The organism is Rheinheimera pacifica (assembly GCF_024809855.1).
Classification (GTDB): domain Bacteria; phylum Pseudomonadota; class Gammaproteobacteria; order Enterobacterales; family Alteromonadaceae; genus Alishewanella; species Alishewanella pacifica_A.
The window spans coordinates 336,727-355,743 of the sequence record NZ_JANUEM010000003.1; the positions used below are offsets into that span (position 1 = coordinate 336,727).

General features: G+C 48.0%; 21 protein-coding genes. 17 read left to right on the forward strand and 4 right to left on the reverse strand.

What is annotated here, in order from left to right; all coding sequences use genetic code 11:
- Nucleotides 1-42 precede the first annotated feature (42 nt).
- The 11 genes from M2404_RS06685 (at nucleotide 43) to M2404_RS06735 (ending at nucleotide 9,847) form a co-directional block, all read left to right on the forward strand.
- On the forward strand, nucleotides 43-699 hold the full coding sequence (locus tag M2404_RS06685) for a GspH/FimT family pseudopilin (protein WP_259238954.1): 657 nt from the start codon (nucleotides 43-45) through the stop codon (nucleotides 697-699).
- 10 nt (nucleotides 700-709) lie between these two features.
- Nucleotides 710-1,126: a type IV pilus modification protein PilV gene (pilV, locus tag M2404_RS06690; RefSeq protein WP_259238955.1), complete on the forward strand. Its 417-nt coding sequence runs from the start codon at nucleotides 710-712 to the stop codon at nucleotides 1,124-1,126.
- On the forward strand, nucleotides 1,123-2,085 hold the full coding sequence (locus M2404_RS06695) for a PilW family protein (protein ID WP_259238956.1): 963 nt from the start codon (nucleotides 1,123-1,125) through the stop codon (nucleotides 2,083-2,085). The genes pilV (M2404_RS06690) and M2404_RS06695 overlap by 4 nt, the downstream gene beginning before the upstream one ends.
- A gap of 2 nt (nucleotides 2,086-2,087) precedes the next feature.
- Nucleotides 2,088-2,603 carry a pilus assembly PilX family protein gene (locus M2404_RS06700; protein ID WP_259238957.1) on the forward strand — a complete coding sequence of 172 codons (516 nt, stop codon included), beginning with the start codon at nucleotides 2,088-2,090 and terminating at the stop codon, nucleotides 2,601-2,603.
- Between the two features lie 10 nt (nucleotides 2,604-2,613).
- Nucleotides 2,614-6,048 carry a pilus assembly protein gene (locus M2404_RS06705; RefSeq protein WP_259238958.1) on the forward strand — a complete coding sequence of 1,145 codons (3,435 nt, stop codon included), beginning with the start codon at nucleotides 2,614-2,616 and terminating at the stop codon, nucleotides 6,046-6,048.
- A gap of 8 nt (nucleotides 6,049-6,056) precedes the next feature.
- Nucleotides 6,057-6,470, forward strand: a complete 414-nt coding sequence (locus M2404_RS06710) for a type IV pilin protein (RefSeq protein WP_259238959.1) — start codon at nucleotides 6,057-6,059, stop codon at nucleotides 6,468-6,470.
- A 75-nt stretch (nucleotides 6,471-6,545) separates the two neighbouring features.
- The gene (gene pilV, locus M2404_RS06715) at nucleotides 6,546-7,040 is read left to right on the forward strand and encodes a type IV pilus modification protein PilV (protein WP_259238960.1); all 495 of its coding nucleotides are present in this window, start codon (nucleotides 6,546-6,548) and stop codon (nucleotides 7,038-7,040) included.
- Between the two features lie 2 nt (nucleotides 7,041-7,042).
- Nucleotides 7,043-8,008 (forward strand): PilW family protein, encoded by a 966-nt coding sequence (locus tag M2404_RS06720; RefSeq protein ID WP_259238961.1) that lies wholly within the window; start codon nucleotides 7,043-7,045, stop codon nucleotides 8,006-8,008.
- Entirely contained in the window at nucleotides 8,005-8,376 is a 372-nt protein-coding gene (locus tag M2404_RS06725; protein ID WP_259238962.1) for a hypothetical protein, read from the forward strand. Before M2404_RS06720 ends, M2404_RS06725 begins: the two co-directional genes overlap by 4 nt.
- Before the next feature lies 1 nt (nucleotide 8,377).
- Complete coding sequence (locus M2404_RS06730) at nucleotides 8,378-9,451, forward strand: hypothetical protein (protein WP_259238963.1); 1,074 nt, start codon at nucleotides 8,378-8,380, stop codon at nucleotides 9,449-9,451.
- Nucleotides 9,452-9,847: a type IV pilin protein gene (locus M2404_RS06735; RefSeq protein ID WP_259238964.1), complete on the forward strand. Its 396-nt coding sequence runs from the start codon at nucleotides 9,452-9,454 to the stop codon at nucleotides 9,845-9,847.
- A gap of 265 nt (nucleotides 9,848-10,112) precedes the next feature.
- Here M2404_RS06735 and M2404_RS06740 read toward each other — a convergent pair whose 3' ends face one another.
- Both M2404_RS06740 and nadE read right to left on the reverse strand, forming a co-directional pair.
- Entirely contained in the window at nucleotides 10,113-10,619 is a 507-nt protein-coding gene (locus tag M2404_RS06740; protein ID WP_259238965.1) for a GspH/FimT family pseudopilin, read from the reverse strand.
- A 70-nt stretch (nucleotides 10,620-10,689) separates the two neighbouring features.
- Complete coding sequence (gene nadE / locus M2404_RS06745; RefSeq protein ID WP_259238966.1) at nucleotides 10,690-11,517, reverse strand: ammonia-dependent NAD(+) synthetase; 828 nt, start codon at nucleotides 11,515-11,517, stop codon at nucleotides 10,690-10,692.
- Between the two features lie 149 nt (nucleotides 11,518-11,666).
- On the opposite strand from nadE, the gene glnB reads away from it, so the two are divergent.
- The 4 genes from glnB (at nucleotide 11,667) to M2404_RS06765 (ending at nucleotide 14,906) form a co-directional block, all read left to right on the forward strand.
- Entirely contained in the window at nucleotides 11,667-12,005 is a 339-nt protein-coding gene (glnB, locus tag M2404_RS06750; protein ID WP_068228692.1) for a nitrogen regulatory protein P-II, read from the forward strand.
- A 32-nt stretch (nucleotides 12,006-12,037) separates the two neighbouring features.
- Complete coding sequence (locus M2404_RS06755) at nucleotides 12,038-13,216, forward strand: tetratricopeptide repeat protein (RefSeq protein WP_259238967.1); 1,179 nt, start codon at nucleotides 12,038-12,040, stop codon at nucleotides 13,214-13,216.
- Between the two features lie 2 nt (nucleotides 13,217-13,218).
- Nucleotides 13,219-14,121 (forward strand): M28 family peptidase, encoded by a 903-nt coding sequence (locus tag M2404_RS06760; RefSeq protein ID WP_259238968.1) that lies wholly within the window; start codon nucleotides 13,219-13,221, stop codon nucleotides 14,119-14,121.
- Nucleotides 14,122-14,315: 194 nt separating this feature from the next.
- Entirely contained in the window at nucleotides 14,316-14,906 is a 591-nt protein-coding gene (locus M2404_RS06765; protein WP_259238969.1) for a DUF2796 domain-containing protein, read from the forward strand.
- Between the two features lie 37 nt (nucleotides 14,907-14,943).
- Here M2404_RS06765 and M2404_RS06770 read toward each other — a convergent pair whose 3' ends face one another.
- On the reverse strand, nucleotides 14,944-15,489 hold the full coding sequence (locus M2404_RS06770) for a DUF3299 domain-containing protein (RefSeq protein ID WP_259238970.1): 546 nt from the start codon (nucleotides 15,487-15,489) through the stop codon (nucleotides 14,944-14,946).
- 52 nt (nucleotides 15,490-15,541) lie between these two features.
- Between M2404_RS06770 and M2404_RS06775 the strand changes: the two genes are divergently transcribed.
- Nucleotides 15,542-16,252, forward strand: a complete 711-nt coding sequence (locus tag M2404_RS06775; protein ID WP_259238971.1) for an ABC transporter ATP-binding protein — start codon at nucleotides 15,542-15,544, stop codon at nucleotides 16,250-16,252.
- Nucleotides 16,246-17,502, forward strand: a complete 1,257-nt coding sequence (locus M2404_RS06780) for an ABC transporter permease (RefSeq protein ID WP_259238972.1) — start codon at nucleotides 16,246-16,248, stop codon at nucleotides 17,500-17,502. The genes M2404_RS06775 and M2404_RS06780 overlap by 7 nt, the downstream gene beginning before the upstream one ends.
- A gap of 44 nt (nucleotides 17,503-17,546) precedes the next feature.
- On the opposite strand, the gene M2404_RS06785 is transcribed toward M2404_RS06780, so the two are convergent.
- Nucleotides 17,547-18,914 (reverse strand): ATP-binding protein, encoded by a 1,368-nt coding sequence (locus tag M2404_RS06785; protein WP_259238973.1) that lies wholly within the window; start codon nucleotides 18,912-18,914, stop codon nucleotides 17,547-17,549.
- Nucleotides 18,915-19,017 lie beyond the last annotated feature (103 nt).

Genomic DNA, 19,017 nt, shown 5'->3' on the forward strand with positions numbered 1-19,017 from the left:
AAAATCATGCCTGTTGTTTAATTATTGACGTAAAGTTTGCAGATGAAAATGTGTCTGGTATTTCGCAGAGACTTTACGGCAATGATAACTGCTGAAAGAAAAAAACATCCCAATACTATTTGGCCGCTAAAGCTGCAGCATGGCTTTACGCTGGTTGAGCTAATGGTGACTGTAGCCGTGCTGGCTATTGTGATTGCCGTAGCGGTGCCCTCTTTTACCAACCTGATCAACAGCAACCGTTTAACCGCGCAGGCTAATGAAATGCTGGCAGCGCTTATTCTGGCACGTACCGAGGCAATAAAGCGAAATGAAAGCATAGTGTTTTGCCATAGCTCAGACGGAGAGAGTTGCTCTGTGCCACCTGCCACAGGCTGGCAAGGCTGGCTGGTGCGCGGAACTACAGATGTTACTGTCATAGCAACCGGAATTATTCATTCAGCTCGCTTTGTTGTGTTATCCAGCAGCAATGTAGCCAATGCGGCAATAGACGGAGTCGGGCATTCTGTGCGTTTCAGCCCGCAGGGGCTGCTTAGAAGCGGTAATGGCAATAATCCGTTAAATGGGGCGTTACGCATTTGCTTACCCGATATGCCGATATCTCAGAATAGCCGGGATCTGGAAATGCGCTCCGGTGGGCGTACCAGGGTTGTCAGCATCAATGCAGGGCAGAATTGTCCTGTACCGGCAAATCCGGCGTAGGGGCAATAATATGCATAATGGCGTTCACACTTTTACTAAGCAACATGGCGTTTCACTGTTGGAAGTGTTGGTATCGGTACTGGTATTAGGTATTGGCTTATTAGGTGTTGCGGCACTACAAACGTCAAGTATGCGCCACACTAACAGCTCGTTGGAAAAAACCATGGCGGTAATACTGACAGACACTTTAGCTGAGTTATTCAGAGCAAATCCGCAAGCGGCCCGGTTGGGCAACTATGCCTTTAGCGACTGCACCGGTAGTGATGTACTGGGAACTGCCGCCTGGGTTCAGGATGTGAAGCAGGCAACCCGTGCAGATGCCTGCCCTGTTGTCAGTTGGGAGGGTGACAGATATACCGTTACTATTACCTGGGGCGACGAGCGCTTAAATACTGAAAATACGATTGTCACTCAGGTGATGCCATGAATATGCGTATCCGGGGGTTTTCACTCGTTGAACTGATGATTGCTATGGTACTTGGCCTGTTGGTATTGGGCGGTGCTATAGGAATATTTATAGCTAACCAGACCACCAGCAGAGCTAATGCGGCATTAAGTGATATGCAAAGCATTGCCCGGCTCAGTTTTCAGTTGATGTCGCATGATATCCGCAATGCGGGTTTTTCCGGCTGTAATAACAGTATGCGGATATCAAATGTTATAGCTATAGCCGGTGTGCGGCCAGCATGGGCAGATTGGACTACCGGCTCAGGTATTCAGGGGCTTGCGGCACCTGTTGGTGTAATTAACGGCCTGCAACCTGCTAACGGCACTCAGGCTTTAAGGCTGATGTTTGGCTCTGGCGCTAACAACTCTATCAGTAATTACAATGGCTCAGTTATCAGTTTAAACACTAATCCGGTGTTGGCAGCCGGAGAAGTTGCTATTGCTTGTGATGAAAGCCTGGCAAGTATTTTTCAGGTTAATGAAGCCGACGCAACGTCAGTTACCCATGGCGCAGCAGGTTTAAACTGTGATGCAAATCTGGGCTTTATGGGACAGGATGATTGGGCATGTGGGCTCAGCCCGGCGCGGGGATTTAGTAATAACGCTATGTTAATGCGTTTTGAGTCTGTTGCCTGGTTTATTGCCCCCAGCCGGGATGATGCTGGCGTGATGTCTTTGTACCGGGCGTCGTTAGTGGGCGACGCTCAGGTTAATGAAGAAGTGTTATACGGCGTAGCTGATTTGCAGTTTGCGTACCTTAATGGTGATACCGGGTTGTTCCAACAGGCGGCTGCTGTAACCGCTGCAGGGCAGTGGGGGCGCATAACTGCAGTAAACGTTAGTGTTACGCTTGACGATGCGGTATTGCAGGGGCAAAACGTGCCTGACAATGTCAGAACGATCACCTTTTTGGTGTCATTACGTAACAGGCTGGGGTGATTATGCAAAGTAGCTTATATAAGCAGCAAGGCGTTGCTCTGGTTGTTAGCTTATTACTTTTGCTGGCTATTACACTGTTAGCTGTCAGTAATATGAAGCGCACTACAGTGCAGGAGCAAATGACGGGTAACCTGTATGACAGGCAGTTAGCACTGCAGCAGGCAGAAGCCGCTTTGCTGGTGGCAGAGCGTTTACTGGCCGCGGCGCCTTTACCCGGAGGCCCTGTTGCGCTGATTAACAACGCCGGCGTTTATGATATTCCTGATCCATTATTACCGGATCGCTGGGCGCCTGGCCAGGTTGTTACCTGGGTGCAGGCTCCTGCGATGAATGACGGTATGGCGAATCCTGCTAATTATATTATTGAATATATGGGCGACTGGATTTTCCCTCCCGAATGTGACCGGGCAACAACCCCTCCTGCCGGCTGTCTGGAGCCTACTTTTCGCATTACAGCCAGAGTGCCCGCAACACCGGGGCGGGCCGAAGTAACCTTACAGACCATTTGGCGTCGCTGAGGAGGCATTCATGAATATGTTCAGATTTAACCCGTCGTTCAGGTTTGCCTTTGTTGCAGGTTTGTTGCTTGGGGCAACGACTGCGCATGCTGCTATTGAAATATCTAACACACCGCTGCAAACGGGCAGTGCTGTGCCTCCCAATATTATGTTTATTATTGATGACTCAGGCTCAATGCAATTTGAACTGTTGCCGGATGAAATCATGTTTTCGGATAAACGCTATATTTTCCCCCGGGCTAACGGCGTCTATGGTTCAAGTGATTACAGCAACTATGTGCCTACTGTAGAAAACGGCGACGCTTATAACGCCTTTACCCGATCGGTGCAGAATAATAAAAGCTATTACGATCCGGCTGTAACTTATAAGCCCTGGGTCAGAGCGGATGGTACCAGTTTCCCTAATGCCGCACCTGCCTGTGCCTGGCACAACCCTATGCTAACCGGTACCTGCCCTTCGGCGGATACCGTCAATTCTCTTGCCCGCGATTTAACCCGCAATAATGGCCGTTACAACAGCAACCGCTGGTATAAATGTAACTCCAGCGGTAGTTGTAGCTATGACACCAATAACCGTAGCTTCTGGCCTGCGACTTATTTTTATCTTAACAGCGGCAGTGCCTGGCAATGGAGCAACTATACAAAAGTTGAAATCAGAAGTACTACTGCATCTTACAGCGGCCATGGCCGTAATAAACGCACAGATTGCTCTGCCGGTGTCTGTAGTTATACCCAGGAGATGCAAAATTTTGCCAACTGGTACACCTATCATCGCTCGCGTATTTTAACCAGCCGGGCAGGCATTGGCCGCGCTTTTGTCGGCCAATCTGAAAAAATGCGGGTGGGGTTTGGTGCATTAAACAAAAGCAGCTCGTCTGTAGATGGTGTTAACACCGAAGTGATTGTCAGGGGCGTGCGTGATTTTAAAGACTCGGCCAAAAGCAATTTTTATTCGGATCTTTATAGCAGGGATATACCGGCGGCAGGTACGCCACTACTTACCGCACTTGATGCCGCAGGGCGTTATTTTTCCCGCACCGATAGCCGCGGCCCCTGGGGTATAAACCCCGGCAGCGGCACAGAACAATCAATAGACCATATATCGTGCCGGCAGAGTTTTACTATTTTAATGACGGATGGATATTGGTCTGATGGTGATACTGCTGCAAACGTGGGTAACCAGGATGGTTCAGCAGGCAATACCATACTGAGGCCGGCAGGCGATACCGGTGCCAGTTACCGCTACACTGCTGTGGCACCTTTTACGGACGGGCATAGCACCACTTTGGCCGACGTAGCCATGAAGTACTGGAAGAATGACTTACGTACAGATTTAGATAACCGCGTGCCCACCAGTACCATCAATCCGGCCTTTTGGCAGCATATGGTGACCTTTGGTATTGGTTTGGGCGTAATTGGTAATGTTGATCCGGTAACTGCTTTTGCGGCGATCAATAGTAATGCCAGGATCAGTTGGGCAAGCCCTTTTACCGGCACTGAAGCTGCGAAAAACAGTGCCAAGATTGATGATCTGTTACATGCTTCTGTAAATAGCCGGGGCGGATTTTTTACTGCAGATAAACCGGATGATTTTGCTACCCAGCTGGAACGCACATTAAATGCCATTATTGAACGGGTGGCTTCTGCATCTAACCTTGCCGGTACTACAACATCATTACAGGCTGATAATTTTGTTTATCAGGGCAGCTTTAACTCAGGTGAATGGAGCGGCTCGCTTAAGTCTTTTAATATCGATGATGTCAATACGCCAGTGTGGGAGTCCAATTTCCCGGCATGGAATGCCCGCAATATTTTATTTGGTAGAAAAAATGGTACCGCAGCTGCTTTTACTGCGGAAAATGTCACAGCTGATGGCAATGCGCTAAGTGGGAAAACAAATTTAGTGAATTACCTGCGGGGCAATCAGGAATTAGAGGTGGGTACAAATGCGCAGTTTCGCCGCAGGGTGTCTTTGCTGGGCGATATTGCTAATTCTTCACCGGCGTATGTTGGTGTGCCGGTAAATCGTAACTATCAGCGTTATAACTGGGATGGTGCAAGTAGCTACAGAGCTTTTCTTACTGCCAATAGCAACAGGACACCTGTTGTTTATGTTGGTGCTAACGACGGTATGCTGCATGCTTTTAATGGCAATAACGGCACTGAGATTATGGCTTATGTGCCAAGGCAAATGCTGACTGAAAGTGCAGACTTAGCTGCTTTTGCCAGTATAGATTATCAGCATAAGTACTATGTTGATGGCTCATCAGTAGTATTTGATGCTTACATTAATGGTAGCTGGCGCTCAATTTTGCTGGGCTCGCTTGGTCGCGGCGGAGACAGCTTATTTGCCATTGATGTGTCGAGCCCGCAGGCGTTGCAAAGTAATGGCGCAACAAAAGTGTTATGGGATAAACGTTATGCTGAGTTAGGTATTACCACTAACAAGCCCGTCATTGCCCGGCTTAATAACGGCAAATGGGCAGCAATAGCTGGTTACGGTTATAACAACAGCAGTAATAAAGCAGGTTTGCTGGTTATTGATCTTGAAAACGGTAATGTGCTTAAACAGCTTGAAGCAAACAGCGGTGTGCCCAATGGTCTGGGGCAGGTTGAAGGTTGGGACCAAAACGGTGATGGGAATACGGACTGGTTTTTTGCCGGCGATATTCTCGGCAATATATGGAAATTCGATTTATCTTCAGATAACCCGGCTATGTGGAATGTGGCATATAACGGCGCCCCCTTGTTTAAAGCCGTAGATCATAACGGCAACCCACAGCCGGTTACCGGTGGGGTATCGTTATCTTCAGAGCCTACAACAGGCTATTTATGGATATTTTTTGGTACCGGTAAAATGCTCTCTGCAGAAGATCCATTACGTAGTGATGCAAACACCTGGTACGGTATCCGTGATGGTGTAAAGATCAATAACCGCTCTGACTTGAAGCCGCGCGACATTATTGCCCAGCAGGATAACGCACGTGCCGTAGAGCCCGGCGAGCCATATGATATGGCCGGAAAACGGGGCTGGTACATTGACCTGAGTGACGCACGGGAACGTATTGTAAACAGGCCGCAAGTTGTAGGTAACAGCTTGATTATAAATACAATAGCACCTGGTGATAATGATTGTAACCCACAGGGCAGTGGCTGGGTTATGGCGGTAAACCCTTACACCGGCAGCAGGCTTAATTATATGTATTTTGATCGTAACGGAGATGGCAATATTGACGGCGATGATGGGTTGAGTGTGGGCGGTGTTAATACACCTGTGTCAGGTATACGGTTTGATGGCATGCCCAGCGAGCCTGTTGTGTTTGATAACAACGATGGCACCGCCAGCCTGATAACAGGTTTGGCTGATACCCGGATTGCGGATGTTAATGTTGCTCCCGGCTTTTTACAGGGCAGGGTTTCCTGGCGTGAGCTGACAAACCAGTGAGCAAATATATGAAGATAAGACGCAAGCAAAAAGGTGTCACCCTGATTGAGTTAATGGTTGTTGTTGCTATTGTTGGTATTCTTGCTGCCATTGCTTACCCTTCCTATATGGGCTATGTGCAGCGTTCAGGCAGAGCTGCGGCTGCAGCTTGCCTGACAGAACTCTCTCAGTTTATGGAACGCAGCTACACGGCGTCTTTCAGCTATGAGGGCATTGATATACCGGTTTTGCAGTGCATAAACGATATTGACACGCGGTATACTTTTTCTGTGTCAGATCAGGCTGTCAGAACATATACGTTGAATGCAACACCAATAGGCAGCCAGGCTACAGATGAATGTGGTGTACTGATACTCAATCAAGCTGGCCGTAAAGGTGCCAAGAGTGGTTTTGATATAGCAGATGTAAGGCAATGCTGGTGATTTAGAATTAAATTTGATCTTTTGAAATAATGTTGTAACTTTAAGGTTAAGTTTATTGGCCTTAGGCATATGGATATGCGGTTACAACATGGATTCAGTCTGGTTGAAGTATTAATTACACTGCTGGTTTTAAAGGTTGGCCTGTTAGGCATACTTGCCGCGCAAACAGTAGCATTGCGTCAGGTGCAGGATGCCACTCAGCGTACCCAGGCTGTGGCGCTGAGTTATGCTTTACTCAATGAGTTAAGAGCTAACCAGAGTTTGCGTACTACTGTTGGCCAGCGAGTTACCCAATATACAGAGTTACCTGCAGTTGCTGTATGCAGCCCTGCAGCAACATGCTCTGCAGAACAACTGGCAGATGCCCAGCTATATCACTTGTTTTCTCCGTTCCAGTCACAACATGTTAGCCGCTTTTATGAACCTGAATTTTGTCTGCAGTCACTGGGGGCCGCTGTAAGGCTGGATATTAGCTGGCAGCAACGGGCATATTCTGCTGAGACAACTGGTCAGCCTTGCACCGTCGGCAATGGCAGAAGTGGCTTTACTGTGCAAAGCCGCTGGAGGTAACCGTGCGCCGGACTGCAGGTTTTACTTTAACAGAATTGCTTATTGCGATGTCGCTGGCACTGTTTTTACTCAGCATGGTGTTAATCGCATTTAGCAGTTTAAGCCGCTCAGCCAGGCAGGCACAGCAATTAGCAGAATTACAGCAAAATGCACAACTGGTAATGAGCCTGTTTCAGAATGAGCTTACCAATACCGGTTTTTGGGGTGGGAGGGCTGATCCTATGCTGGCGGCTACGTTACCTATGCCAGCTTCTCCGGCGCCGGACTGTGTTGACGATACGCTGGATAGCGGCAGCTTTCCTCAGGCCGGGCGCAACTTTGTCACGGTATATGCCAGTCTCGCTGGCGCCGGGACTCAGCTGAATTGTATTACCCAAACCATAGCGGATAGTGAGCTGTTGCAGGTAAAGCGGCTGGTTGGCCAACTGACCATACCAGCAGAAATGCGACAAAACCGGTTCTATCTGGAGACAGACTGGCAACACAGCCGTTTTGTTGACAGCAGTAGCCCGGCGCTTAGCGCCGCTTATGATTATTTTCCTTATCAACATCTGGTGTTTTATCTGCAGTCGCAACGTGTAGACGGCAATAACATACCTGTGCTGATGCGCAAGCGCCTGGCCAGAAATCAGGCGGGCACCGCCACGATCAGTACTGATTCAGTACTTGATGGTGTAGAGCGCATGCATTTTGAATTCGGTGTCGACACCAGCCTTAATGGTCAGCTGAATTATTTTTTACCAACCCAGCAGATGGCGTCAGATTTCTGGTGGCAGAAAAACAGCCGTATTATCAGTATCCGCTATTATGTACTGCTGCGTGCCCGCCAGCCTGATCCCGGTTATATCAATAATCAGCACTATGACATGGGCGCTTCGGAGTTTATTGCGCCAGGCGATCATTACCGCAGATTATTGGTTAGCAGCAGTATCTTTTTCCAGAATGCGGCATTGCAGGAGGGATCATGACAGCACACCGAGGTATGGTGCTTATTATGGCGATGGTGTTTTTACTGGTGATGAGCTTGCTAATCTCAGCCATGCTGCTGGTTACCCAGCTGAGCCACAAAGCAGCTTATGCCGGACAGCAGCAGTTACAAACTACACAAGAGGCTTTGGCACAGCATAGTGCAGCGTTAAATACACTGAGCGAAGTAGCTATAGCCAGCAGGCGCACCATGACAACTTGTCCGGCTAGCTATGCGGCCTGGTCTGGCGGGGCAATACAATGTGAAGTCGTACAGGTTGATACTGCTGCTTATTCAGACAGTAAGCTTTTTTATGCCGGTTACAGCAGCCTGGTACTGAAAACAATGCTGATACAGGAGCCAGACTAAAATGCTAAAGCACTGGCTTACCTTTATTATGTTGTCTGCGGCAAGTAGCAGCGGCTACAGCTGTGATTTGAACAACCCGATTGCTGTTACCGCAACGTTACCGTCATTGTCAGATGATGGCCCAGCAAGAAAAGTTAGCCTGAGCAATAATGTTCAGCTGGATATACCTGATGCTGAAGGTGTACTTAAGATACACAGCGCTGACAGTTCAGTGCTGCTGGATCAACTGACAAACTGGCCAACTGAAACCGGCCACATCAGCAGTATTAAAGCGCAGCCGGTAGTACTGGACCAAAATTATGATGGTATAGCCGACGCAGTTTATGCCATTGATACCAGCGGCCATTTATGGTTTATCCCACTTAGCAGCCGTGGTTTTGCCAGGCCTGAACTGGTGGCTGATTTTAGCACTATGGCGGCAGAGTTTCGCCAGCCGTTACAACTTGTGCATACTTTAGCACCTGTTGGTAGCGGCCAGTTACAGCGCCAGACGATGTTGCTGATTATTGCCAGCATGGCAGAGGGAGGCGACACCTTACTGGTAGTCAGGCATTTGCAGCAGCGAGCTATGGTACAACTGGGTGATCTGACAGACAGAACTTATCTGAGCCATGCTGAGACAGCCGCAGGTATTGCCGAGCAACTGTGGCAGCAGATACAGCTGGGTGCAGGCTGGTATGTTCAGATGAATAAACGTATTACCGCAGTGCCGCAGGTTTATGCCGGGGTAGTGTACCTGAGTTCGGCTGAGGTAGCGGCTGTACAGCCGGATTGCAGCCTGGCAGAGCATACCGAACTACAAATCCATGCATTACATTTGCATCATGCCGGGGCTGTGTATGCCAGAAGGCACTGGCAGATAACAGCGTTAGACCACGGCCAACTGGTATTACAGAAAAACCTGCACGGCGAGCTTGAGTTAAGTTTGCAACATGGCCAACAACAGCACAGAGTACATGCTGACTTACTGGCGATTACGCCTGATTGTGCCAACTGTGTTACAGCATTGACTGCTGATCAGTTTCCCCGGCTCAGTACGCTGGCAACTTTTCAGGCAGAGCAGGGTGGGCACTAAATGCAAACTGGTAAATCAGGTTTTAGTTTAATCGAGTTACTAATAGCAGTGGTTATAGTGGGTATTCTGGCGGCGATATGTTACCCGTCTTACCAGCAGTACGTGTTACGCAGTTATCGCGCAGACGCAATATCGCAGCTGCTGCAACTGGCAAATGCCCAAGAGCAGCATTTTGCCGACTATGGAGTGTATTCGGCAGATTTAGTAATGCTGGGAGCTAAAGTATCAGAGCGTTATCAGTTTAAAATTAACCTCTTTGCAGCGCAGCAGGAATTTGAGCTGACAGCACAGGTGCAGGGGCCGCAGCAGGCTGACAGCGAATGCCCGCTGTTTACGTTGAATAACCTTGGGCAGCGTAACGGCCAGGAGCCACAAACACAGTCTTGCTGGAACTAGGGCGTGTTGACGTTTGCTGGTTATATTTTGTTCGCTTGGCGGTGTTTTGATCGCGAAACGAGGAGTGCAGTTTAGTTATTCTAAATAAACGACGAGTGACAAAGAGCAAAGCGCCGCCAAGCGAACCCTTCGGGCAGCGTGTGGCTGGCATTTCTACTGCGTTATCGCTTGTTCATGTAGAATAACTACACATCACAAGCTCTGCCTTGTATAAATACCAGCCACCCAGCTGCAAAAACAACCAGCAAACGTCAACACGCCCTGGTCAGGCCGGGCAAGGAGCTGCAACTTCAGTTAAGCGGTTACGACCAGCCTGATTTACAGTAAGCCGGTAATGCCACTGATAACTTTGTTGCGGGCAATAGTAAAAAGTACCGTTTTCAAAACCATTTAAACTCCCATCCCGGCGGAATGTTATGGCTTCGCGGTTATAGATCAGTTTATGTCGCGGATAAATTGCCGGTATTTCGCGCAATAAGGTGCGCTCGTTGGTATCAGGGTAAAGCAGAGATAACTGTACCGGTGCAGTTTGCCAGTTTGCTTCGCATTTTCCCCCGACAGCAGGACATAGTTGTACCGGCAGGTTACTGCTGGTAGCTGCAATCCGGGCAAAAGCCAGATGTTGGCTAAACTGGCGCACATAAGCAGTAGCACGCTGGCGATCAATAAATTCAGCCATGGCCGGTACCGCGACGGTGGCGAAAATGATCAGAATGGCCAGCGTAATCATCAGCTCTGGTAAGCTAAAGCCTCTGTATATTGTGTGTGGCATAGAACGCTCCTTGCAACTGTTGTCCTGCAAAAAGCGTAGCATTTATTGCTTTAATGTAAAATAATTGCTTCTAGTCGTAGATGGTGGGTATCGGCTGACGCTTATGCTGTGTTTTCAGATAAATACCAATCAGCTTTTCACTTACATCAGTAGCTACAGTTTTACCTTCCAGGAAATCATCTATTTGCTCGTAAGTTAAGCCAAGCGCTGCTTCATCTGCTTTTTGCGGGGCCAGACATTCCAAATCGGCAGTGGGTGTTTTGCGCACCAGCACATCTGGTGCTCCCAATGTCTTACCCAATAAACGTACCTGGCGTTTGCTTAAACCAAACAACGGCGCCAAGTCGCAGGCACCGTCGCCCCATTTGGTATAAAAGCCGGTAATATTCTCAGCTGAATGATCAGTGCCCAGCACTAAGCCTCCCAACAGGGCGGCGATATGATATTGGATAACCATACGGGTACGAGCTTTTACATTACCTCTGGCAAAATCGGCCTGAGCCTCACTGGCAGTAGCCAGACCATCAGCCGCCAGGGCACTGAAAGTAGCCTGATGAATGGCATCAGCGCCGGGTTGCACGTTTACGGATAACGCTTTGCCTGGCTGAATAAAATCAACTGCCATCTGTGCTTCGGCTTCATCTTTTTGCGTAGCATATGGCAGGCGCACAGCAATAAATTGATAACCCTTACCGGTTTTGTTCAGTTCATCTACAGCCAATTGGGCTAAACGGCCACAGGTGGTAGAGTCGATACCACCGCTTATACCCAGCACTAAAGTTTTCATGCCAGAAGTGCTAAGACGTTGCTTAATAAAATCGACCCGGCGGCGGATTTCAAACTCCGCGTCTATCTGCGGTAACACCCGCATTTCGGCAATAATTTGTGCTGCATTCATACTGTTTAGGCCTCTGCTGAAAATACCTGTCTATCTTATCGTGTTTTACCCTTAGCAGATCAAGTGATTCTTATTGATTAACTGCTGAACAGCATTCGCCCTTGTATTATACTGCCACTATCACTGGCGCTTAACTGACGGAAATTACGATGAAAAAAATTGAAGCCATTATTAAACCTTTTAAGCTGGATGACGTGCGTGAAGCGCTGGCAGATATCAGTATTACCGGTATGACAGTTACTGAAGTTAAAGGTTTTGGCCGGCAAAAAGGCCATACCGAGTTGTATCGCGGCGCAGAGTACATGGTCGATTTTTTGCCTAAAGTAAAACTGGATATAGTGGTTACCGACGATCAGGTAGAGCGCTGCGTTGAAGCTATTATGAAAACTGCACAAACCGGCCGTATCGGAGATGGTAAAATTTTTGTGTTTGATGTTGAACGTGTAGTACGTATCCGCACTGGCGAAGAAGACGAGGATGCGATATAACAAGGTTAATAAGTATTTAACCTGGATGTATTATGCCTGTTTATAAGTCATTGTATCTTTTGGGGCTGGGTTTTAGCTGCCTTTACCTTGGTGCTTGCAGCACTACCCCGGCGCAAGTTAATACTAATATTGCAGTTTTACCTTATTCAGCGTTGTTAGAAAGCGCGAATGCTACGACGCCCACGGTCGATGATATTTTTCAGCTGTCAGCATCGCAGCAGGCAGAATTTCTGGCGTATTTTAATGCGCCTGCTCATCAGGATGTCGCAGCTCACCGGCGGGTATATCAGTTTTTGGCGCAACATTTATCTGGTTTTGACTATCAGGGTAAAAACTACACTGCAACAGAGGCTTATGCACTTAAAAGTGGAAACTGTATATCTCTGGCTGTGCTGACCAAGGCTCTGGCCGATTTGGCGGGTGTGGAAATAGAGTTTCAGAGCATTATCTCTGCACCTGTGCTGAGTTTTGAAAGAGATTTGATGGTGTCTTCAGATCATGTCAGAACTTTTCTATATGACCCTGATTTTACAGCAGAAAAAGATAAATGGCATTTTATTAAGCCTTCAATAGTAGTGGATTATATGCCGTCATCAGCAGATATCGCCGGCCCCAGAATTACGCAGCAAACCTTTATTGCTATGTTTTATCGTAATCTGGCAGCTGATGCTTTGCTAGCTGAGCAGTACGATCAGGCATTGGCGTTGCTAAAAAACGCACTGCAATATGCTCCTGATTATAGCGCTATTATTAATCTGGCTGCGGTGGTTCACCGGCGTATGGATGAAATGCAACTGGCTGAGCAGTTTTATCAATATGGCCTTGATGTCTCGCCAAGTAAAGCAACCCTGCTTAGTAATTATGCTGTGCTAAAACGAAGCCAGGGAGAAGCGGACATTGCACAGGAAATGCTGCTTTCTTTGTTATCACTTGACGAGTATGACCCATATCTGTGGTATATGCTGGGGAAAACCGCACAACAAAAAAGTCAGTATCAGGAAGCGGTAACTTATCTCTATAAAGCAGCAGAGCAAGCGCCTTACATGCATCAGTTACAACTGGAGCTGGCATTAGCGTATTACCGTAATAATGAGCCTGGCAGAGCACAACAGGTGCTTAGCAAAGCGGCAGAGCTGGTTGCAGATAACAATACACAACAACGTTATCACGCAAAACTTGAAGCGCTAAAACTACGGCAGTCTGCGCACTGATTATGCCCAAGCGGTTTGTTACTGCGTTACTGCTAATCGCATTTTGTGCCAGAGCAGATCTGCTGACCGATATTCAGCAACTAAGCGCTGCAGATATGCAGGGGCGTAAAACCGGCACTGCAGGTATAGCCCTTGCCCGTGAACTGATTTTTAATCGCTATGCCCTGTTGCGGTTAGACAGTTTTAACAATAGCTATCAGCAGCCTTTCGTCTATTCGTCCTGGCCTGAAAAAACCGGTATTAATATGCTGGGCTTACGCCGGGGGTGTACTTATCCCAATCACTATATTGTTGTTACAGCGCATTATGATCACCTTGGCATACAGGGCAGAAAAATTTTCCATGGTGCTGATGATAATGCTTCCGGGGTTGCCGCTATGCTGGAACTGGCTGCCAGGCTAAACCATTCTTGCCCGGCGTACTCTTATATTTTTCTCGCCACTGATGCTGAAGAAACAGGCTTGTATGGTAGCAAAGCTTTTATCGCTGCTGCGCCTGTACCACTTAATGGCATAGTAATGAATCTGAATCTGGATATGATTAGCCAGCCAGACCGGCGTGGTAAGCTCTATCTGACAGGCGCCAGACGTTATCCGGCGTTGGTATCGCAATTAGAGGCCAATTTTAGCCATCTGCAGTTTTTACATCATCGTGGCCCAGGCCGGATGGCACGTGACAACCCCCGTTATAACTGGCCGGAAGCAAGTGATCACGGGCCTTTTCACCGCGCTGGTATTCCCTATTTGTTTTTCGGTGGTCAGGAGCATGCGTACTACCATACGGTACAAGATACCTGGCAGCGTATCGATCCGGCATTTCTTGATAAGGCCATGCAGGCTATCTGGCAGACAGTACAATGGCTGGAGCAACAGCCTCCTCAGACACTGCAGCAGGATAGGCACTAACCGGCAATCAAACGTACTACCAGTAGAAGCTTAGCTGATCACCTGAAGTTACAATAAGTCTGGCCATAACCGGGTTATATTTCAACAACAATAGCGCTTTACGTTGTATAGAGTGGGCAAGATCAGCGGCTGGTGTACAGAAAGTGCTTTATGTTATATTGTCACATAACTTAAATTAAAACAGGAATGATGCTATGAAGCTCTCTTTAGTTGCCAGCCTGCTTGTTTGCAGCTTAATGGCATTAAATACAACAACAGTGGCTGCGCATGAACAAAGTACAACTGAACATAAACACGACCATCAGCATGCGGTAGATGAGCATGATGACGAACTGGTATCACTTGGGGCTCATGTGCATGGCCATGCGGTATTAACACTGGTGCTTGAAGGCAACGAAATGCAACTGGCATTTCAATCAGCAGCGCAAAGCGTAGTGGGCTTTGAGCATAAACCCAGCACAGCTGAGCAAAAGCAGGAGGTCGCTGCCGCTATTGAGGTGTTTAATCAGGGCGAATGGTTTAGTTTTAACAATGATGCCAACTGCGAGCTGGCCATGGCTGAGGCCAGTACCGATTTAACCGAGCTGCAGGCAAATGAAGGCCATGCTGATTTTTATGCCAGTTACCAGCTGTTATGCCAGCGCCCGGCACGGTTAAATGAGTTGAATCTGCGTATTTTCGAACTGCTACCGGCACTACAGCATATGGATATTCAATGGATTATTAATGGCCAGCAGGGAGCGTCACAAGCGGCGCTCAGCAGTAGTACAGTACGTTTTCAGTAAGCATAAAATGATAACGGCAGCCTGAGCTGCCGTTTCTTTAATAGGTATACTCTTCTACTTTATCTACCTTCAGGCTGTAAGCTGCCTGTCCCAGATCGTGGGTCATGGTTTCAGTAGTTAATGTGCCGCTGATCCAAAAGGGTGAATAAATCATATCGGCTTTTAAGTTTTTTGCCCCTGTGACATAGATAATCTGGTTTGGTGGCGGTGGTGGCACATGAATACAGGCGCCAAAATAAGGTACCAGAAAAAAGCTGGTCACGTTTTGTGCACTGTCAAACTCCAGTGGCACAATAAAACCGGGTATCCGCACTTTGGTATTATTAAACTCCGGGCGTACCTTGGCTGATTTAAGAATTTGCTGCCATTGCTGTGCGGTTGGGTCATCACCCTGATAATCATCGTCAAACGGTGACGGCTGGCTGTAATCATGCTGCACTTCAGGCATTTCCAGTAACAGCTTTAAATCTTCTTCCGGCATTAAGTCAGTCCATTCAATGGTTTTGACTTCACTTGCACTGAGCCCGGCAGTAAAACATGCGACCAGTGTCAGGTATAACGCAACAGATAACGTCCGTAGCATTGGAGCTCGCCCCCTTAAGTTGGCATAATGGCAAAAACGCCAACATCATAACATGACACAGAGGACACCTGTGACCGACAAGCCGAAAATTCCCGCTATTGATCTCAAACAGCTGCAGTTTTATTACCAAAGTGGTGGCTGGCAATTAAGCTTACCAGAGCTGACCTTACACTGCGGCCAGCATTTATTTGTGCGTGGCGCTTCGGGCAGCGGCAAAACAACCTTATTAAATTTACTTTGTGGTATTACCCGCCCGGTAAGCGGTGAGCTGTATGTTAATGGGCAGCCGCTGCATAAATTGTCCAGCAGTACGCGAGACAGCCTGCGGGCAAAGCATATTGGTGTGGTCTTTCAGCAGCTTAATCTGATCCCTTATTTGTCGGTGCTGGATAACGCTTTGCTTAGCAGCCATTTTGCCGGCCAGAATAAAGCCAACTCGGTAGACCGGGCAAAAACCTTGCTGCAACGTTTAGGCTTACAGCAGGACTTATGGCATAAACCGGCCACCAATCTTAGTGTAGGCCAGCAACAACGTGTTGCTATTGCCCGTGCACTGCTGCCAAAACCTACCTTACTGATTGCCGATGAGCCCACGTCAGCGCTGGATAGCGATAACCGTGATGCCTTTATGCGGGTCATGCTGGCTGAAGCCGACGCCAATGGCTGCACAGTGATTTTTGTTAGCCATGATCAGAGCCTGACGCAGTATTTTCATTATCAGCTGGATATGCAGCAGTTAGCCACAGGAGTACAGCCATGCTGATGAAATTAGCCGGGTTAAGTTTATGGAACCGGCGCGGTACCGTGCTGATGACCTGGTTATCATTAACCATAAGTATTGCTTTGCTGCTGGGTATTGATCACTTGCGTACTGAGGCAAAAAGTAGTTTCACCAGCACAGTTTCGGGTACCGATCTGATTGTTGGTGCCCGCTCAGGTCAGCTTAACTTATTGTTATATTCGGTATTTCGTATTGGTAATGCTACAGCAAATATTAGCTGGCCCAGTTATCAGCGTATTATTAAACACCCGCAAATAGACTGGGCAATTCCGATATCACTGGGTGATTCGCACCGTGGGTACCGGGTAATGGGTACTAATACCGATTATTTCAGCCATTACCGCTACGCCAACAGCCAGCCACTGGTATTGGCGCAGGGGGAGCCTTTTGCTCAGGTGTTTGATACTGTACTGGGTGCTGAAGTCGCGCAAAAGCTGGGTTATAAGCTGGGCGAGCAAATTGAACTGTCGCATGGGGTTGGGGCGGTAAGTTTCAGCCAGCACAAAGACAAACCCTTTACCGTGGTGGGTATTCTGGCACGCACCGGTACGCCGGTAGATCAAACTGTACATGTTAGCCTTGAAGCGATAGAAGCCATTCACCTGGACTGGCAGCAGGGTGCACCCATGCCCGGCAGACAGCTAAGCAGTGAACAGACACTGCAGCATGACTTAACGCCTAAATCTATTACTGCTTTTATGGTGGGGCTAAAGTCGCGTATGGCCACCTTTACCCTGCAGCGGCAAATTAATGAGTTTAAGAATGAGCCATTAACTGCCATATTGCCGGGGGTAGCATTAGCTGAACTGTGGCAAATGTTGGGTATGGTAGAGAACCTGTTATTACTGATAAGTTTGCTGGTGCTGCTGGCAGCGCTGGTAGGGATGATCACTACTTTGCTGGCATCAATGAAAGAGCGGCAACGCGAAATGGCTATTTTGCGCGCAGCCGGGGCGCATCCGTGGTATTTGTTTGTGCTTATTCAGCTTGAGGTATTACTGGTAACACTACTATCAATGTTATCTGCCGCAGCCTTATTGTTTATCAGTTTGTACCTGTTGCAGGATAAACTGGCCGCCGATTTTGGTTTATTTATCAGCCTGCATATTGTCAAACTAACTACCTTATACTGGGCTGGGGCTATTTTGTTATTGTCTGCCGTATTGGCAACGATACCGGGCGTTTTGGCTTACCGCAAAGCATTGGCCGACGGTCTGACTATCAGGTTATAGCATTCAGGTGTTAGCGCCCGTGTTTTAATACTCAGTTGATGGGCTCAGGTTGTGGTACTTAGCGTAAGCGGGCAGCGCAGGGTTACCACACAGCCTGTATCGGTATTGTGCAGGCTAACATCGCCTTGTAACAGATGGGTAACCAGATTAAACACCAATGTCATACCCAGGCCTTTGGCGCCAGTATGGCGGCGTGTGGTAAAAAAGGGTTCAAAGGCACGGGCCAGTTCATTTGCGTTCATACCACGGCCATTATCAGCTACATCCAACTGCCAGCTATAGGTATGCTGGCTGGCACGGATCATAATCTGCGGCGAGGGCTGATTATCAAAGGCATGCTGGCAGGCATTCTCTATCAGCCTGGTCAGGATGGTTGCCAGCGGGCTGGCAAAACTGTGAACTTGTAGTGTTGCAGGAACCTCGAGTTGGACACTAACCTGATGCTGTTTTAGCAGTGAATCGACACTGCACAATACTTTGGGAATAAACTGGCTTAATACCAACCATTCTGCTTGCTGATCCGGGCTGGCTGCAGCAGTTTGTTTAAAGCTGTTTACCAGATCAACAGTGCGCTGCAGGTTGGTATTTACCATAGCAATACTGTGCTTAATTGCGGCACCGCTGTGGCTAAACTTTTGCCGGCTAAGCTGGCCTGCCTGAAACAGTTGCTCCAACTCCAACAACGTTGCTTCAGCATGGCTTATCGCGGTAACGGCAACACCCAGCGGGGTGTTTATTTCGTGAGCAATGCCCGCTACTAAACGGCCAAGGCTGGCCATTTTTTCCACTTCAATTAACCGGTGCTGGGTTTGCTGTAGTTGTTCAAGCGACTGGGTTAATTCTTGTGTACGCTGGTTGATAATTTGCTCTAAACCGCTGTTTAGCTGTTCTAATTCACACTGATAACGCACGCGCTCTGATGCACTTAACGCCCGGCCATAGATATCGGCCAAAAAGCCGGCAAAGATGATTTCGTCTGTTTGCCATTGTTTAATCTGGCGATGCTCAATACAAATAATCCCCACCATAACACCATGATGACGGATAGGAGTATCCAGCATAGAGCAAATGCCCGAAACTGACAGATAGATATCGGAAAACTCAGCCGTTTGCGGGTGCTGATGTGCATCGGCTGCAACAATATTACGCTCATCGTCTAAAGCACTAAAATAGTTGGGGAAGTCTTGCCGGCTTAGTGTCAGATCAGGGGTGCTGTGCTGCTTACCATCTAGCTGGTAGGCACAGTGCATTAATTGATTATCATCTGATAATAACCAGATGCTGGCGCGGTCAACAGCCAGGCCTTGTGTAATAGCCTCTAAAATCAAGCTGTTAGTTGCGGGTAAATCGCCCTTGTCGATATTTGGATTACGGCTGATTTGGGCCAGAATATACTGCAGTTCAATTTGCATTACTACACAGAGCTCTCCGTATTGGCTGCGGACGGTGTGTCAACCTGTTAGGCCTTAGCACCAATGTATAGCATCTTTAACCGTTATGCGCTAAATTTACAGC

Bases quoted from the DNA above. Each gene is read 5' to 3' on its own strand.
- M2404_RS06685 (WP_259238954.1), top strand. From the start codon at position 43: ATGAAAATGTGTCTGGTATTTCGCAGAGACTTTACGGCAATGATAACT.
- pilV (WP_259238955.1), top strand. From the start codon at position 710: ATGCATAATGGCGTTCACACTTTTACTAAGCAACATGGCGTTTCACTG.
- M2404_RS06695 (WP_259238956.1), top strand. From the start codon at position 1,123: ATGAATATGCGTATCCGGGGGTTTTCACTCGTTGAACTGATGATTGCT.
- M2404_RS06700 (WP_259238957.1), top strand. From the start codon at position 2,088: ATGCAAAGTAGCTTATATAAGCAGCAAGGCGTTGCTCTGGTTGTTAGC.
- M2404_RS06705 (WP_259238958.1), top strand. From the start codon at position 2,614: ATGAATATGTTCAGATTTAACCCGTCGTTCAGGTTTGCCTTTGTTGCA.
- M2404_RS06710 (WP_259238959.1), top strand. From the start codon at position 6,057: ATGAAGATAAGACGCAAGCAAAAAGGTGTCACCCTGATTGAGTTAATG.
- pilV (WP_259238960.1), top strand. From the start codon at position 6,546: ATGCGGTTACAACATGGATTCAGTCTGGTTGAAGTATTAATTACACTG.
- M2404_RS06725 (WP_259238962.1), top strand. From the start codon at position 8,005: ATGACAGCACACCGAGGTATGGTGCTTATTATGGCGATGGTGTTTTTA.
- M2404_RS06730 (WP_259238963.1), top strand. From the start codon at position 8,378: ATGCTAAAGCACTGGCTTACCTTTATTATGTTGTCTGCGGCAAGTAGC.
- M2404_RS06735 (WP_259238964.1), top strand. From the start codon at position 9,452: ATGCAAACTGGTAAATCAGGTTTTAGTTTAATCGAGTTACTAATAGCA.
- M2404_RS06740 (WP_259238965.1), bottom strand. From the start codon at position 10,619: ATGCCACACACAATATACAGAGGCTTTAGCTTACCAGAGCTGATGATT.
- nadE (WP_259238966.1), bottom strand. From the start codon at position 11,517: ATGAATGCAGCACAAATTATTGCCGAAATGCGGGTGTTACCGCAGATA.
- glnB (WP_068228692.1), top strand. From the start codon at position 11,667: ATGAAAAAAATTGAAGCCATTATTAAACCTTTTAAGCTGGATGACGTG.
- M2404_RS06755 (WP_259238967.1), top strand. From the start codon at position 12,038: ATGCCTGTTTATAAGTCATTGTATCTTTTGGGGCTGGGTTTTAGCTGC.
- M2404_RS06760 (WP_259238968.1), top strand. From the start codon at position 13,219: ATGCCCAAGCGGTTTGTTACTGCGTTACTGCTAATCGCATTTTGTGCC.
- M2404_RS06765 (WP_259238969.1), top strand. From the start codon at position 14,316: ATGAAGCTCTCTTTAGTTGCCAGCCTGCTTGTTTGCAGCTTAATGGCA.
- M2404_RS06770 (WP_259238970.1), bottom strand. From the start codon at position 15,489: ATGCTACGGACGTTATCTGTTGCGTTATACCTGACACTGGTCGCATGT.
- M2404_RS06775 (WP_259238971.1), top strand. From the start codon at position 15,542: ATGACACAGAGGACACCTGTGACCGACAAGCCGAAAATTCCCGCTATT.
- M2404_RS06780 (WP_259238972.1), top strand. From the start codon at position 16,246: ATGCTGATGAAATTAGCCGGGTTAAGTTTATGGAACCGGCGCGGTACC.
- M2404_RS06785 (WP_259238973.1), bottom strand. From the start codon at position 18,914: ATGCAAATTGAACTGCAGTATATTCTGGCCCAAATCAGCCGTAATCCA.